Source organism: Streptosporangium sp. NPDC000563 (genome assembly GCF_040299985.1).
GTDB lineage: Bacteria > Actinomycetota > Actinomycetes > Streptosporangiales > Streptosporangiaceae > Streptosporangium.
In genome coordinates this window covers 1-16026 of record NZ_JBEPDA010000037.1, presented here as the reverse complement: position 1 = coordinate 16026, position 16026 = coordinate 1, and the positions used below count along the sequence as shown (strand labels likewise).

General features: G+C 69.5%; 14 protein-coding genes. 7 read left to right on the top strand and 7 right to left on the bottom strand.

Annotated features, from left to right (window positions below; translation table 11 throughout):
• The first annotated feature begins 19 nt into the window (after positions 1-19).
• Positions 20-1159, top strand: coding sequence for a cystathionine gamma-synthase (locus ABT352_RS38470; protein WP_350949985.1), 1140 nt, complete (start codon positions 20-22; stop codon positions 1157-1159).
• 239 nt (positions 1160-1398) lie between these two features.
• Here the strand turns inward: ABT352_RS38470 and ABT352_RS38465 are convergent, their stop codons facing one another.
• Positions 1399-1827 carry a hypothetical protein gene (locus ABT352_RS38465; RefSeq protein ID WP_350949984.1) on the bottom strand — a complete coding sequence of 143 codons (429 nt, stop codon included), beginning with the start codon at positions 1825-1827 and terminating at the stop codon, positions 1399-1401.
• 169 nt (positions 1828-1996) lie between these two features.
• Positions 1997-2170, bottom strand: coding sequence for a hypothetical protein (locus ABT352_RS38460; protein ID WP_350949983.1), 174 nt, complete (start codon positions 2168-2170; stop codon positions 1997-1999).
• A 272-nt stretch (positions 2171-2442) separates the two neighbouring features.
• Here ABT352_RS38460 and ABT352_RS38455 point away from each other — a divergent pair, with 272 nt between their 5' ends.
• Entirely contained in the window at positions 2443-2865 is a 423-nt protein-coding gene (locus ABT352_RS38455) for a DUF6292 family protein (protein ID WP_350949982.1), read from the top strand.
• Between the two features lie 122 nt (positions 2866-2987).
• Here the strand turns inward: ABT352_RS38455 and ABT352_RS38450 are convergent, their stop codons facing one another.
• Positions 2988-4931 carry a vWA domain-containing protein gene (locus ABT352_RS38450; RefSeq protein WP_350949981.1) on the bottom strand — a complete coding sequence of 648 codons (1944 nt, stop codon included), beginning with the start codon at positions 4929-4931 and terminating at the stop codon, positions 2988-2990.
• A 9-nt stretch (positions 4932-4940) separates the two neighbouring features.
• Positions 4941-6338, bottom strand: coding sequence for a sigma 54-interacting transcriptional regulator (locus ABT352_RS38445; protein WP_350949980.1), 1398 nt, complete (start codon positions 6336-6338; stop codon positions 4941-4943).
• A 360-nt stretch (positions 6339-6698) separates the two neighbouring features.
• On the opposite strand from ABT352_RS38445, the gene ABT352_RS38440 reads away from it, so the two are divergent.
• The gene (locus ABT352_RS38440) at positions 6699-7880 is read left to right on the top strand and encodes an FIST signal transduction protein (protein ID WP_350950017.1); all 1182 of its coding nucleotides are present in this window, start codon (positions 6699-6701) and stop codon (positions 7878-7880) included.
• Positions 7881-8004: 124 nt separating this feature from the next.
• Positions 8005-9213: a threonine ammonia-lyase gene (gene ilvA / locus ABT352_RS38435; protein ID WP_350949979.1), complete on the top strand. Its 1209-nt coding sequence runs from the start codon at positions 8005-8007 to the stop codon at positions 9211-9213.
• Positions 9214-9276: 63 nt separating this feature from the next.
• On the opposite strand, the gene ABT352_RS38430 is transcribed toward ilvA, so the two are convergent.
• The 3 genes from ABT352_RS38430 to hppD form a co-directional block, all read right to left on the bottom strand.
• Positions 9277-10749: a M1 family metallopeptidase gene (locus ABT352_RS38430; RefSeq protein WP_350949978.1), complete on the bottom strand. Its 1473-nt coding sequence runs from the start codon at positions 10747-10749 to the stop codon at positions 9277-9279.
• 73 nt (positions 10750-10822) lie between these two features.
• Entirely contained in the window at positions 10823-11458 is a 636-nt protein-coding gene (locus tag ABT352_RS38425) for an RDD family protein (RefSeq protein WP_350949977.1), read from the bottom strand.
• A gap of 101 nt (positions 11459-11559) precedes the next feature.
• The gene (hppD, locus tag ABT352_RS38420) at positions 11560-12669 is read right to left on the bottom strand and encodes a 4-hydroxyphenylpyruvate dioxygenase (RefSeq protein ID WP_350949976.1); all 1110 of its coding nucleotides are present in this window, start codon (positions 12667-12669) and stop codon (positions 11560-11562) included.
• Positions 12670-12771: 102 nt separating this feature from the next.
• Between hppD and ABT352_RS38415 the strand changes: the two genes are divergently transcribed.
• From ABT352_RS38415 to ABT352_RS38405, 3 genes are all read left to right on the top strand, one after another.
• On the top strand, positions 12772-13251 hold the full coding sequence (locus ABT352_RS38415) for an Lrp/AsnC family transcriptional regulator (RefSeq protein ID WP_350950016.1): 480 nt from the start codon (positions 12772-12774) through the stop codon (positions 13249-13251).
• 102 nt (positions 13252-13353) lie between these two features.
• The gene (locus tag ABT352_RS38410) at positions 13354-15534 is read left to right on the top strand and encodes a transglycosylase domain-containing protein (RefSeq protein ID WP_350949975.1); all 2181 of its coding nucleotides are present in this window, start codon (positions 13354-13356) and stop codon (positions 15532-15534) included.
• Between the two features lie 137 nt (positions 15535-15671).
• A complete protein-coding gene (locus ABT352_RS38405) occupies positions 15672-15821 on the top strand; it encodes a hypothetical protein (protein WP_350949974.1) in 150 nt (49 codons plus the stop codon).
• Positions 15822-16026 lie beyond the last annotated feature (205 nt).

The window sequence follows — 16026 nt, the reverse complement described above, 5'->3', positions numbered from 1 at the left end:
CGCGAGTAACGTTGACCCCATGAACCAAGGATTCGAGACGCTGGCCATCCACGCAGGTCAGGAACCCGACCCCTACACCGGGGCCGTGGTGCCGCCGATCTACGCGGTGTCCACCTACAAGCAGGACGGCGTGGGCGGGTTGCGCGCCGGATATGAGTACAGCCGGTCCGCCAACCCGACCAGGACCGCGCTGGAGGAGGCCATGGCCGCCGTCGAGGGCGGCAGCCGTGGTCTGGCCTTCGCCTCGGGGCTGGCCGCCGAGGACGCGGTGCTCCGGGCGATCTGCAGGCCGGGCGATCACGTGATCATCCCGAACGACGCCTACGGCGGCACCTACCGTCTGTTCGCGAAGGTCCACGAGCGCTGGGGGCTGCACTACGACCCGGCGCCGCTGGGCGACCTGACGGCGGTGGCGGCCGCCGTGACCCAGAAGACCAAGATCATTTGGGTGGAGACGCCCACCAACCCGCTGCTCGGCATCGCCGACATCGCGGCACTCGCCCAGCTCGCGACCGAGTGCGGCGCGCTGCTGGTGGTGGACAACACCTTCGCCTCCCCGTACCTGCAGCAGCCGATCGCGCTGGGCGCGGACATCGTCGTGCACTCCACCACCAAGTACGTGGGCGGCCACTCAGACGTGGTCGGCGGCGCGCTCGTCGCGCGGGACGCCGGAGTGGGCGAGGAGCTCGCCTACCACCAGAACGCGATGGGCGCGGTGGCCGGGCCGTTCGACGCCTGGCTGACGCTACGCGGTCTCAAGACACTCGGGGTGCGGATGGACCGCCACTGCGAGAACGCCGAACGGGTGGTGGACCTGCTGCTCGCCCATCCTCGGGTGTCCTCGGTGCTCTACCCGGGCCTGGCCGACCACCCGGGGCACGAGGTGGCGGCCAAGCAGATGAGGCGTTTCGGCGGCATGGTCTCCTTCCGGATGGCCGGAGGCGAGGCCGAGGCCGTCGAGCTGTGCAACAGGACCAAGCTGTTCACCCTGGGCGAGTCGCTCGGCGGCGTGGAGTCGCTGATCGAGCACCCCGGTCTGATGACCCACGCCTCGGTGGCGGGCTCGCCGCTGGAGGTGCCCGGCGACCTGGTGCGCCTGTCGGTCGGCATCGAGTCGATCGACGACCTGCTGGCCGACCTCAGCCAGGCGCTGGGCTAGGAGCGGGCGCCGGTCCAGGAGCCGGATCCTGGGCCGGGAACGGGCGTCCGGCCGGGATCGGGTGCCGGACCGGGTGCGGGCGCCCGGCCGGGAACCGGCGCCGGGCAGGCGGCGGCCACCGGGTTCGGAAACGGGCGCGGCAGGGGGCAGCCGTGGCCCGGAAACGGGCGCGGCAGGGAAGCGGCCGTGGCCAGGAAACGGCTGCGGCCAAGAAAGGGGCGCGGTGGGAAAACGCGGGCTCAGGCCGGGCTTCCCCAGACCATCAGCACCAGGATGACCATCCAGATCAGCACGATCACGCCGGAGAGGGCGGCGATCCGGCCGACCTGCACCTTGGCGTCGTCGTCCGGGCTCTCATTGGTGAGGACCCGGATGGCGGTGCGCTGGTCCCGCTCCACCATGACCAGCAGCACCGCGGCGACGATGAAAAGCGTCATGGATACCGACAGATACGGCCTTCCAAGGAATTCGCGGCCCAGCAGCGCCCCGAACAGGAAGACACCGACGGACGCGAAACCGTAGATGCGCGTGGTCTTGTGGAGATAACGCAGGACATCGACGTTCTTGGTGCGGATGAATCTGGGAGTCGACATCGTGGCGGCGGTGATCGGCCCCAGGGCGAAGATCGCGAAACCGATGTGCAACCAGAGCAGCAGGTGGTCTGTCATGCGCCAGACATTAGTATCCGGTGATCTCGTCTGGGTACGGCTCGCACGGTGTCACCCGACGGCGTGGTCTTCCTTGATGATCGTTTGAAGGGTCTTCCCGCGGAATGGGCGGACGTGCTCCTCGTCCTCCGCCTTTTCGCCGGCCCCGTGGTCGAGATGTCGCCGCCGTTCACGACAGGGACGGTTCACCCTCGACGGTGTCGTACCTGCCCGGACGGTCGTCATCGCGCTCATGGTCCGAGATCGCGTTCTCCTCGCGCGCGTGTGGCACCATGCACACCTCGAAACAGACGCAGACGATGAGCATCAGCACCACGAGAATTCCCGCGAGCATCGGGCTCACTTCTTCCCCCTCCACAACGGTGTTCTTCCTTTATCGGGTAGACAGCGCGGACATCGATGCGGTTGTCACGAAAAGGTCACGGTTGAGGTGAGAGGTGGAATTGACGGTACGCGATTGTCGATCTTCGCGTTCCGCGCGGAGCACGTCCGAGGCGTTAGTAGGATCGTGGGCGAGCTCGTTACCGTGTGATGAGACCGGCGGTGGTGAAACCGTGGTCGTGCCGGACGGGCGTTCGACCAGACAGAGCAAGACGGCACAAGGGAGTGCCCGCCGTGGGTGTCAAACATGTTGAGCCGTATACCGAGGAGTGGCGCGACCAGCCGTCCCGCTATGCCGGCCTCGTCGTCGAGGCGCTGGGCGAGGCGGTCGAGAGCTGGTGGCAGGGTCCCTGCGACCCGCGCACCGTCACCATTCGCCTGACCGGCGGCGACGCGCTGGTCTGGGACGAGGAGAGCGGCTGGCGCCGTGGCCGCTACGCGAGCGGCGACCCCGCCACCCCCACGGTCCTCGCCGACGCCCGCTATCTCGGCGGAGGTCTCCTGCCCTCCCCTGAGCGGGTCCCCTCCGCGATCGCCGACGCCCGCGCGGGCGTCGGCAACAGCACGGCATGGCGGCCCTGCTACCGCTCCTACCGCCACTATCGCGACGGCTTCGATCTGGCGCTCGACGGATACGCCGCCTACGCCAACGCCTGAGCCCGCCTCGGGCCGCGAGCCCACGTCGACCCGGGCCCGCCTCGGCGAGTGCGGCGGGCCCGCAGGAACACGTCAACGCCTGGTCCGCCTCGGGCCGGGAGTCCAATCACCCCGGGCCCGTCTCAGCGGGTGCGGCGGGCCCGCAGGAAGTCGCTGACGACGTACTCGCCCAGGCGGTCGGCGCCGGGGGAGAAGACCCGGCCGCCGTTGCGTCGTCCGACCTCGTTCACGAACTCCTTCAGGCGCTCGTCGTCGGCGAGCATGAAGACGTTGAGCGTCGCCCTGCGCCGGGTCATCTTGTCGACCTCCGCGAGGGTCAGCTCCAGCGTCTCCTGGGTCGGTGGCCACTCAAAGGCCGCCGAGCCGTTGCGCCGCAGGTGGGCGGTGGGTTCGCCGTCGGTGACCACGAGCACGACCGGCTCGAAGTCGGGGTGGCGGTCCAGGTGGCGTCCGGCGATCAGCAGGGCGTGGTGCAGGTTCGTTCCCTGGACCATGTCCCACTCCAGCCCCGCCAGTTCGTCGGGCTGCAGCACCCTGGCGTAGTTGGAGAAGCCGATGATCTGCACCGAGTCCTGGGGGAACTTCGAGGCCACCAGCGCCTGCAGCGCCATCGCCGTCTGCTTGGCGGCGGCCCAGGTGCCGCGCAGCGCCATCGAGTAGGACAGGTCGACCAGCAGGCACACCGCGGCCGCCGTGCGCCGCTCGGTCTCGGCGACCTCGAAGTCGTCGACCGACAGGGTCACCGCGCCGCCCCCGCCGCGCCGGACCCCGTTGATCACGGTACGGACCACGTCGATCGGCTGCTCGTCGCCGAACCGCCAGGGCCGTGATGACCCGGTGAGCTCACCGGCAGAGCCCGCGTCCACCTGGTCGTGGTCGCCGCGGCGCCCGCTCTCCAGGGAGGAGAAGACACGGCGCAGCGCGGTCTCTCCCAGGCGTCGTACGGCCTTGGGGGTGAGCTCCAGCTTGCCGCGCCGGCGCAGGAGGTAGCCCTGCTGCTCCAGCTCGCGCTCGACCTGCCTGAGCGCCTCCAGGTCGTCGACGGCGGAGCGGCCCAGGGCGCGCCGGATCGCCGCCTCGTCGATGTCGTCCAGGCGGGCGCCGGGGTAGTCCTGGCGGAGCGCGGCCTCCAACTGGGTCAGGTCGGCGAGCTCGTCCAGCGCGCTCACGGCGTCGGACATCCCCATCGGCTCGTCGCCGCTCAGCCGCTCGGGGGTGTTCCAGGCCAGGTCGGGACGACGGGCGTGGAGGGACTCGCCCAGGCGGCGCATCTGCTCGTCCAGCCCGGCCTGCTGGAGGGTCTGCTCGATCAGGTGGTCGAGCTCCTCGCGTTGGGCCGGGGTGAGGGAGGCGAGCAGGCGCTGGGTGGCCGCCGCCCGCCGGGCCAGGGTGTCGACCAACTCCTCCAGGTTCCGGGGCGACTCCGGGAACATGTCCCCATATTTCGACATGAACTGCTCGAAGTCGGCCTGGGTGTGCTCACCCCGGGCATCCCGGTCGAGCATGTCGTTCAGATCGGACATCATCTCCCTGACCCGCTCCATGGCGGCCGGGTCGGGGTTGGCCAGAGACTGCCGCATGCCGCGGAACTGGCTGTCGAGCACCTCCCTGCGCAGCAGGTCGCGCAGTTCCTCGAAGGTCTGCCCGGCGGCGGCCGAGCGCCACCGGTAGGCGCCCAGCTCCCGGATCGCGCTCGCCGTGTCGTCGGGAAGAGCGGCCAGCTCCGCCTCGCGCAGCCGGGCCTCGTCGGAGGGGTCGGGGAACAGTTCGGCCCGCTCCTGGCCGATCGCCTTGTCCAGCAGCGCCCTGGCCCGCTCCAGCGTGCCGTCGATACGGCCGCGCTCGCGCAGCTCACGGCGCCGCCTTCGCACCTCGCGGAGAAGCTCCTCAAGGCCACGACGATCCTGCGCGCCCGGCAGGCCCTCCTTGAGCAGGTCGCGCAGGGCGTGGGACGGGTTGGAGCCGGACAGGATCGCGTCACCCATCCGGTCCAGCGCGGAACGGACGTCGTACGGCGGGGCGAGCGGGTCGGGCCCGTCCCGGTATTCGCCATAGCGATAGCTCATGCGGACACCTCAGGTGCGGTAGACCGTCGTGCCGTCCACCTCGTCCTTGGACAGCCGACGCAGGAGGTAGAGGCCCTCCATGGCGAATTCCAGCGCGGCGGCGGCGTGCCCGGGGGACTCGTCGCCGATGCCGAGCTGGGACATGATCTTTGCCAGGCCCGGAACGGGGCCGACCCTGCGCAGCAGCTCGCCCGCGGGTACCGCCACGCCCGACTCGACCTGGACGCCCTCGGAGAACTTCTCCAGCAGCGGGTTCAGGTCGCTGCCGCCGAGCGTGCCGCGGAACGTCTCGGCCACCGCCCTGCGCAGCAGGTGCGCGAGCACCTCGGTCTCCCGGCCCTCCTCGCTGACCTCGAACTCCACCTTGCCGCGCAGCGTGTGCACGATCCCCGGCAGGTCGGCGACCCTCGCCACCGCGTGATCCTCGCCGGTCAGCGCCGCACGCCGTACGGCGGAGGCGGCCGCGGTCTCGGCGGCCGCGATGGAGAAGCGGGCCGAGACCCCGGAACGGGCGTCCACCGCGGTGGACTCGCGGACCAGCCGGGTGAAGCGGGCGATCACCTCGATCAGGTGGTCGGGCAGGTCGGCGCCCACCTGGTCGAGCGCGGCCTCCTGGCGGATCAGGACCAGCTCGGTCTCGATCGACAGCGGGTAGTGGGTGCGGATCTCGGCGCCGAAGCGGTCCTTCAGCGGGGTGATGATCCGGCCGCGGTTGGTGTAGTCCTCGGGGTTGGCGCTCGCGATCAGCAGGATGTCCAGGGGCAGGCGCAGGTTGTAGCCCCTCACCTGGATGTCGCGCTCCTCCAGCACGTTGAGCAGCGAGACCTGGATGCGCTCCGCCAGGTCGGGCAGCTCGTTGACGGAGAACACCCCGCGGTTGCTCCTGGGGACCAGGCCGTAGTGGACGGTCTCCGGGTCGCCGAGCGTACGCCCTTCGGCGATCTTGATCGGGTCGATGTCGCCGATCAGGTCGCCGACGGAGGTGTCGGGGGTGGCGAGCTTCTCGCCGTACCGCTCGTCCCGGTGCTTCCAGGAGATCGGCAGCTCCTCGCCCATCTCGTCGGCCAGGCGGCGGCAACGGACGCACGAGGGTTCGTAGGGATGGTCGTTGATCTCGCAGCCCTCGACGGCGGGGGTCCATTCGTCGAGGAGCCCGGTCACGGTGCGGATCAGCCGGGTCTTGCCCTGCCCTCGCTCACCGAGCAGGACCAGGTCGTGCCCGGCGAGCAGCGCTCGCTCCAGGTATGGCAGGACGGTGTCGTCGAAGCCCACGATGCCGGGGAACCGCGGCTCTCCTGCCCGCAGGCGGGTCAGGAGATTCTCACGGATCTCGGCCTTTACCGTACGGTGAATATGGCCGCTCGCGCGCAGCTCGCGCAGAGTACGTGGCTCTGGGATTTGAGGCACGGGACCGAGCCTACGTCCACAACGCCCGATCCGGCACTCTCATCCCTCTTTCGGATCTTGACGATTGCGTGAGGGACAACGTGAGTGCTTGTCTCCCCAGTGGGGAGAATCGCTCCAAGACAAGGTATCGACCGGTTCCCCCGCCGGGGAGCCGGGGCACCCCGGAAGGGGCCGCCACGTGGGGTCTTCGGCATTCGCGGTCGCACGGCACTGACGGGCCTCACGCTCTCGGCTAACGTCGGTTCACAACGATTCATGGCAGGCTTCAGGGCTTCAGGACGGGCTTCGGACGAGATCCGGACACTCTCCGGCGAGCCACACGACGAGGGACAAGAGGGAGAGGCGAGACAAGTGGCGTTGATGACGAGCCGCTTCGCCGACGGCCTCGCGGTGGGGGCCGATCTGGTCTCCGCGGCCGAGGCGGCGGTACGCCAAGCCCTGTCCGGCTTGTCCGGACCGGCCGACCTGCTCTGTTTCTTCATCTGCGGCGACGATCCCGACGACGTCTCCCGCGCGGGGCTGCGCGCGATGAGCATGGCCCCCGGCGCCGCCGTCCTCGGATGCAGCGCCACCGGGGTCATCGGCGACGGGCAGGGGGTCGAGGTCACCCCCGCGGTGAGCGCCTGGGCCGCCTCCCTGGGCGGGGCCCGGCTGACGACCTTCGCGCTCGACACGCTGAGGGCCGACGACCGCTTCGTGGTGGTGGGTCTGCCCGACCGCGCCCCCGACGATCACGCGGCCATCCTGCTCGCCGATCCCTACAGCTTCCCCACCGACGGCTTCGTCGAGCGCTCCGAGGAGGTCATGGGGAACCTTCCCCTGATCGGCGGCCTGGCCAACGCGATCCAGGGCCGCGGCGCGGTCCGGCTGTTCGCCGACGGGGAGATCCACACCGAGGGAGCCGTCGGGGTGCTGCTCAGCGGCGCCCTCAACGTCAGCACCGTGGTCAGCCAGGGCTGCCGCCCGATCGGCCCGACGATGACGGTCACCTCCGTCGAGGACAACCTCCTGCTCGAACTCGCCGGGCAGCCCGCCCTGGCGCGGCTGGAGGAGATCGTCAGTGCCCTGGACGAGGACGACCGCGACCTGGTCGCCTCGGGCCTGCAGATCGGCGTCGCGATGGACGAGTACGCCGAGAAGCACGAGCGCGGCGACTTCCTGATCCGGGGCGTGCTCGGCATCGACCCCGAGCGGGAGGCCGTGGCGATCGGCGACGTCGTCGAGATCGGCCGCACCGTCCGCTTCCAGGTCCGCGACGCCGCCACCGCCGACGAGGACCTGTACGAGTTGCTGGACGCGCACCGCGCGGAGTTCGGCCGGGTGGACGGCGCGCTGCTGTTCTCCTGCAACGGCCGGGGCTCGGCCATGTTCGGCAGCGCCGACCACGACGCCGTCGCCGTCCGCGACACCCTGGGTCCCATCGGGGTGGCCGGGTTCTTCGCCGCGGGAGAGGTGGGCCCGGTGGGCGGCCACAACCACGTCCACGGCTTCACCGCCTCGGTCCTGGTCTTCTCCTCCCACCAACCGGCCGGCGGCTCCTGACCTCAGCCGACCTTGAGCTGTTCGTCGCCCGAAGTCGGCGATGAGTTTGAGAGTGCCGGACCTCCGGTTCCCGCGACCACCGCGCCGTCCGGACTGCGGGTGCGCTCGTCGTACGATGATCCGCATGTCAGGCACCCAGGTGACCTACGACGACGTGGTCGCCGCGCGTGAGCTGCTGGCCGACGTCGCTCTGCGTACCCCTCTGCTCCATTCCCACGTGCTCTCCGAGATCATCGGCGGGCCCGTCCATCTCAAGTGCGAGCACCTGCAGCGTTCCGGGTCGTTCAAGATCCGGGGGGCGTACGTCAGGATCGCCGGGCTGACCGAGCAGGAGCGGCGTCGGGGGGTGGTCGCGGCCAGCGCGGGCAACCACGCGCAGGGGGTCGCGCTCGGGGCGGGGCTGGTCGGCGCCGGGGCGACGGTCTACATGCCCCTGGGGGCGCCGCTGCCCAAGGTGGCCGCGACCCGGTCGTACGGCGCCGAGGTGCTCTTCGCGGGCGAGACCGTGGACGTCGCGCTGGAACGGGCGCGGGAGCACGCGACACGGACCGGCGCCGTGTTCATCCACCCGTTCGACCATCCCGACGTGATCGCCGGGCAGGGCACGATCGGGCTGGAGATCGTGGAGCAGCTGCCCGAGGTCGGCACGATCGTGATGTCGCTGGGCGGGGGCGGTCTGGCGGCCGGGGTGGCGCTCGCGGTCAAGTCGCTGCGGCCGGGCGTGCGGATCGTCGGGGTCCAGGCGGAGAGGGCCGCCGCCTACCCGGCGTCGCTGGCCGCCGGGCATCCGGTGGAGGTCAGGCCCGCCTCGACGATGGCCGACGGCATCGCGGTGGGCCGTCCGGGCGAGCTGCCCTTCGAACTGATCCACTATCTGGTCGACAGCGTCGTCACCGTCACCGAGAGCCAGATCTCCCAGGCGCTGGTGCTCTGCCTCGAACGCGCCAAACAGGTCGTCGAGCCCGCGGGCGTGGCCGGGGTGGCCGCGATCCTGGCCCACCCGCACGTCTTCGAGCCGCCGGTGGTGGCCGTGCTCTCCGGGGGCAACATCGACCCGCTGCTGATGGCGAAGGTCCTCAGGCACGGCCTGGCCGCCGCCGGGCGCTATCTCACCCTGCGGGTCCGGCTCTCCGACCGGCCAGGCGCGCTGGCGGCGCTGCTGTCGCGGCTGGCGGAACTCGGCGCGAACGTGCTCGACATCGTGCACGGGCGGCTGGGCATGCACCTGGGGGAGGTCGAGGTCCAGCTCCAGATGGAGACCAAGGGGCCGGTGCACTCCGAGGAGGTGCTGGGCTCCCTGCGCGTCGAGGGATACAAGATCATCGTCACGTGAGGGCGCGGCAGTGGACGGGCGACCTTCCCGGCCAGGACGACCGCCCTGACCAGGACGGCCTTCCTACCAGGTGGTGGGCTTCCTCGCGGTGAACAGCCAGGCGTCGAAGAGGGCGTCGAGCTTCTTGCCGGAGATCTTCTCGGCCATCGCGACGAACTCCGGGGTCGTGACGTTTCCGTACCTGTGGGTGGCGTTCCACTCCTTGAGGAGCTTGAAGAACGCCGGGTCGCCGATCCGCTGCCTGAGAGCGTGGAGCGTCATGCCGCCCCGGGTGTAGACGGAGTCGTTGAACAGGTCGTCGGGCTTGGCCTGGCCCGGGGTGTAGCCCCAGATGGGATCTTCGGCCCCGGCGCCGTAGTGCCTGCGGAAGAGCTGCTCGGCGGTGGCCTCGCCCTCGTGCTCCGACCAGAGCCACTCGGCGTAGGTCGCGAAGCCCTCGTTGAGCCACAGGTCCTTCCAGCGCGTGATGCTGAGGCTGTCGCCGAACCACTGGTGGGCGAGCTCGTGGGCGATGATGGCGTCGTCGGGGTCGAACCCGCCGTACATGGGCTTGGTCTGGTTCTCCAGCGCGTAACCGGCGGGGAAGTCGTCGACCACGCCTCCGGTGGAGGAGAAGGGGTAGGGGCCGAAGACCGTGCTCCAGTAGTCGGTGACCCTGCCCGACACGTCGTACAGCTTCTTCAGCGAACCGCGGAACCTCGGATCGACGGCCGCCAGGTTCTTCACACCCCCGGGGGTCGTGCCCTGGAGCATCTCGAACCTGCCCAGCGTCACGGTGGCGAGGTAGCTCGCCATCGGGTGGCTCTCCCGCCACTGGAAGGTCGTCCTGCCCCCGGCGCTCTTCGGCGTGCCGACGAGCTCGCCGTTGGCCAGCGCGGTCAGCCCGGCGGGAACGGTGATCTCGAAGTCGTAACTCGCCTTGTCCGAGGGGTGGTCGTTGCCGGGGAACCAGGTCTTGGCGCCGTTGGGCTGGCAGGTGACGAACGCGCCGTCCTTGGTCGGGATGAAGCCGTACGTGCCCAGGTTGGAGGAACCCCTGACCGGTTTGGGCTCACCGGCGTACGCGACCTCGACGGTGAACGCGGCGGCGTTCGGGATGAACGCGGCCGGGGTGACGCTGAGCTCGGTCCCCGCCCTGTCGAAACTCGCGGGCTTGCCGTCCACGGTGACCCGGCTCACGGTGAAGCCGGAGAGGTCGAGGTTGAAGCTCGCCAGGTTCTGGGTGGCCCGCGCCTCGATCCTGGTCACTCCCGACAGGTGCTTGGAGGGCGGGTCATAGCTCAGCTTGAGCCCGTAGTGGCCGACGTCGTAGCCGCCGTTGCCGTCGGTGGGGAAGTCGGGGTCGCCGATCCCCGCGGCGCCGGGCGCGGCCTCACCGCCACCACCGCCACCGGCGACGACGTCGGAGGCGACCGGCTTCACGGAGCCCGTCGGCGGGACGCTCTCCCCGTTCGACGCCGAGCAGGCGACCGTGCCAACGGTCGCGAGCGTGCTGAGAAGAGCGGCGGTCGCCGCGGCCAGCCGTTTGGACGCCATGCGTTAAAGCCCCTTTCCCGGCCGGACGGCCGAGCCCCGTGGAATGGCACACTACGCGACCGACCTGCGTCGATCAGGCGTCTATGACAAGCGTCCTGGCGGCGAGGTCGTGCACGGCCTGCTTGCGTGGGTGGAAAAGGATGAAAGCCACATCTATCCAGCCCAGGCAGCAGGTGGAGTACATCAGCCAGGAGACCAGTTCGCGCAGCGCGACCTGTCCGACACCGGCCCTCCGCCCTTCGGTGTCCGTCACGCGCAGCCGAAAGATCTTCTTGCCGAGCGTCTGCCCGTTCCAGTAGGCGGTCAGCAGCCAGTAGTACAGGAAGCCGATCACCGTGACCAGGAAGGTCTCCGCGTAGGGTACCTGCACCGACAGCCCGCTCGCGGCGCCCGTGACGGTGTTGACGGTCCGGTAGGTGAAGGGCGAGGAGATGAGCCCGACGATGAGAAGGTCGAGGATTCCCGCGAAGAGGCGGCGCCAGCGGCCTCCCAGCCTCATGGCGTCCGACGGGGGAAAATCACCGGGCGGATACCCCTCGGCCGTGTAGCCGAAGACGGGGTCGAACCCCCGCCCGTGTTCCCGGCCATGGCCGGGACCGAAGCCGGGCCCCTGGCCGGGGTTCGAGCCCTCGTGGCCCGGCCTGAGCGGCTCGGGATCGGACCACGGGTCCGATCCCCGGTCATCCGGCGGTGGCGGTACTGATCCCATCCAAGGATGATCACCTCAGGGTCGCCATCGCAAAGCCAAGGACGGTTATCGTCTTCCTTTCGGCGCGGAGACCTCGCCCTCGGACGTGGGGAGGAAGCCGGTTACAGGTTCCCTCGCAGGTCCTGCTCGCGCTCGATCGCCTCGAAGAGCGCCTTGAAGTTGCCCTTGCCGAAGCCGAGTGAGCCGTGCCGCTCGATCAGCTCGAAGAACACCGTCGGCCGGTCCTGCACCGGCTTGGTGAAGATCTGCAGCAGGTAGCCGTCCTCGTCCCTGTCGACCAGGATGCCGCGCTTCTTCAACTCCTCGATCGGCGCGCGGACCTCACCGATGCGGGCGCGCAGCTCCGGGTCGTCGTAGTAGGAGGCGGGGGTGTCCAGGAAGCTCACACCGGCCTCGCGCATGTGGTCGACGGTGCTCAGGATGTCGTTGGTGGCGAGCGCGATGTGCTGCACGCCGGGGCCTCCGTAGAACTCCAGGTACTCGTCGATCTGTGACTTCTTCTTGGAGATCGCCGGCTCGTTGAGCGGGAACTTCACCTTGCGGGTGCCGTCCGCGACCACCTTGGACATCAGTGCCGAGTACTCGGTGGCGATGTCGTCGCCGATGAACTCCGCCATGTTGGTGAAGCCCATGACCCGCCGGTAGAACTCCACCCACTCGTCCATCCTGCCGAGTTCCACGTTGCCGACGCAGTGGTCGACGGCCTGGAACAGGCGGCCGTTGCGCACGTCGGGGGCCGCCACCAGGGGCTTCGCCGCGACGTAGCCGGGCAGGTACGGGCCGCTGTAGTTGGACCTGTCGACCAGGGTGTGCCGGGTCTCGCCGTACGTGGCGATCGCGGCCGTCACCACCTTGCCCTGGTCGTCCTCCATGACGTGCGGCTCCACGAGCCCTCGCGCGCCCTGGGCGATCGCGTGGGCATAGGCGGCCTCCACGTCGGGGACCTCGATGGCGAGGTCGATCACGCCGTCGCCGTGCTCGGCGACGTGGCGGGCGACCCCGGTTCCGGGCCGCACCGCCCCCCGGAACTCGAACCTGGCGGAGCCCGAGGTGAGGACGTACGCCACCTCGTCGCGGCTGCCGTTCTCCGGGCCTCGATAGGCCACGAGCCGCATGCCGAACGCGGTGGAGTAGTAGTGGGCGGCCTGCTTGGCGTTGCCTACCGCGAAGACCACGCAGTCCATACCGTTCACAGGAAAGTTGTCGCTCATGCGAATACTGTCTGTTTTGTTGGGCTGTTTGTGCAACACTGTCTTCGAAGACCAGACAATATGCACACCTACTCGCCGTCCATCGCGGAGCATCTGTACATCATGACGATCGACCAGCTCGACGCCCGGCTCATCGCCCTGCTGGCGGCGGAGCCCCGGCTGGGGGTGCTGGAGTGCTCACGGCGGCTCGGTGTGGCGAGGGGGACCGTGCAGGCACGCCTCGACCGGCTCGCCGCCCGGGGGGTGGTCACCGGGTTCGGCCCCGACGTCGACCCCGCCGCGCTCGGCTACGACGTGATGGCGTTCGTCACCCTGCAGATCCGCCAGGTCAGCGGGTACGATCCGGTCGCCGATCAGCTCGCCGCCATTCCCGAGGTGCTGGAGGTGCACACGATCACCGGCGGTGACGACATGCACTGCCGGGTGGTGGCACGCAGCAATGCCGACCTGCAGCGGGTAATTGACCTGATCGTTGACGTCCGGGGCGTGGTCAGAACCTCGTCGGTGATCGCCTTGGACACCCCTGTGCCATACCGTGTTCTGCCTTTGGTGGCCGATGTCCCGCGCAAGGGGAAGGGCTAGCCGTACCATGCCAAGCAGGGGCCAGACACCGTTATCCATCGTTTACCCTTAACGGTCCGCAACCGTCGGGGGTCAGCGGCGGGTCCTATCGGGGGGTCACGCGTGTCAAAGGGCGGGACGAGCAGTCGCAGGAGGAAACTCCTGAGAATCACACTCATCGTCTTCGGTGTCGGTATCATCTCGGCGATCGGCCTGCTCGGGGTGGTGTGGGCGATCACTCCCATCCCTGACAGCACGCAGCCAAGGGCCACCGCGCAGGGGTCGGTGATCTACTACCGTGACGGCAAGACCGTGCTGGCCAGACAGGGCGTCAACCGCAAGAGCGTGACCCTCGACAAGGTGCCGCAGAGCCTGCGGAACGCGGTCATCGCCGCGGAGAACCGCTCCTTCTACGAAGACCAGGGCGTCTCCCTCTCCGGCACCTTCCGCGCCATGTGGTCCACGATCAGCGGCCGGCAGCTCCAGGGTGGCTCCACGATCACCCAGCAGATGGTCCGCAACTACTACAGCGGTCTCAGTCAGGAACGTTCCATAATCAGGAAACTCAAGGAGGTCATGATCTCCTTGAAGGTGGACCAGTCGAAGTCGAAGGACTGGGTGCTGGAGCAGTATCTCAACACGATCTACTTCGGCCGGGGCGCCGACGGGGTCCAGGCGGCGGCCGACGCCTACTTCGGCAAGGACGTGAGCAAGCTGAGCGTCGCCGAGGGCGCCTACCTCGCCGCGGTGATCCAGCAGCCCTCCAGGTTCGCCGACCCGCGGGGCCCCGACCTGCACGCGGCGAGGGACCGCTGGAGGTCGGTGGTCGACGGGATGGTGGCCACCGGGGCCGTCACCTCGGAGGAGGCCGCCGCGCTGACCTTCCCCACCCTCCGCAAGCCCAAGGCGATCTTCGCGCCCAAGGGGCAGGAGGGCTACATGCTCGACCAGGTGACGGCCGAGCTGAAAAACAGGGGCTACACCGACGAGGTCATCAACCAGGGCGGGCTGAAGATCGTCTCGACCTTCGACAAGAACCTGATGGCCGCCGCCGAGCGTGCCGTCACCTCGATCCTGCCGGACGACACCCCCAAGAAGGTCCGCACCGGGCTCGCCGCCGTCGACCCCGCCACCGGTGAGGTCGTGGCCTTCTACGGCGGACGCAGCTACGCCGCCAACAAGTTCGACAACTCCTTCTCGGCCAAGGTGCAGGCCGGATCGACGTTCAAGACGTACACGCTGGCCGCGGCCCTGGACAACGGCTTCGGCCTCGACACCAGGGTCGACGGCAACTCCCCGCTCAGGATCGCCTCCGCCGACATCCCCAACTCGGGCGGCTACTCCTACGGCGAAGTGAACCTCGTCAAGGCCACCCAGAGCTCGGTGAACACCGCGTTCGTCGACCTCGGCCAGAAGGTCGGCCTGAGCAAGGTCGTCAAGGTCGCGGAAAGTGTCGGAATCCCCCGCAAGCAGCTCGACCCGCACCGGGGCGCCGCCACGCTCCCACTCGGCGTGGCCTCGGTGAGCGCCGTGCAGAACGCCTCGGGCTACGCCGCCTTCGCCGCCGAGGGCGTCCACCGCGAAGCCCACGTGATCCGTTCGGTCACCGACGCCGAGGGCAACGTCGTCAAGAGCTCGACCAAGGGCAAGCGTGCCTTCGGCGAGCAGGCCGCCGTCGACGCCACCTACGCCCTCACCCAGGTCGTGGAGGGGGGCACCGGCTCCGCCGCCCGCCTCTACGACCGTCCCGTGGCGGGCAAGACGGGCACCACCGACGAGTCGGCCGCCGTGTGGTTCGCCGGGTTCACCCCGCAACTGGCCGTGGCGGTCGACATGTTCCGTGACGACAACAAGCCGGTGACGGTGAACGGCAGTGCCCTGTACGGCGGTTCCTACCCCGCGCAGATCTGGCGGGCCTTCATGACCGAGGCGATGGAGGGCAAGCCGGTCAAGGAGTTCAAGGAGCCGTCCAACTACGGCTACGCCCCGTACGACTACAGCTCGGGCGACCAGCACGGTGACGACCAGACCGGCGGTCAGGACACGACCACGCCCGGCCCCGACGAGGCGGCCACCCCCGGCCCCGACCAGAGCGCCACCCCCGATCAGCAGACTCCAGGCCCCGACCGGACCTCGGCCCCCGAGGACACCGGCAGAGGAACGGACGGTCCCGGGCCAGGCAGGGGTGAGGACCTCGGCGGCGATGGCGGCGGAGGCAGCAGGGGAGACCGAGGAGACAGGGGCGGTGACTTCGGTGTCGACGACCTGGGCCGCAGGCTCGGCGACCCCGGCCTGGACGAATGACCCGGCCCGGAAACCGAACCGGTCGGTGTCTTACACCTGTTGGTGACGTCGACCATGCCACCCGCACCTGATGAAGGAACGGCCGGTCGAGTTCTCCTCGCTGACGCCTTGCCGGTCCTTACGGCATCGGCCCCGTAGTGGTTTCTTACGGCATCGCCCCTGAAGTGGTTTCTTACGGCATCGGCCCCGCAGTGGTTTCTTACGGCATCGGCCCCGTAGTGGTTTCTTACGGCATCGCCCCTGAAGTGGTGCGCGAGACACGCGTCAGCTACGGCGATCAGCCCTGAGCGGTCCCGTCACGAGGGCTTCAGCGCCGGAGAGCAGGCTGGGCGGCCGGAGAGTGAGCGACTACGGCCCGCACGCGGTACGGCGGGGTGGAGGTGCGCGGAGGTGGGTGGGTGCTCCGGCCGGCGTATAAAAGCCCGCAACCGTCGCGCCCGAGCAGGCCGGAGGCCTGAAACGCCGGGGAGCAACTGAGACGGCCGGCCGGAG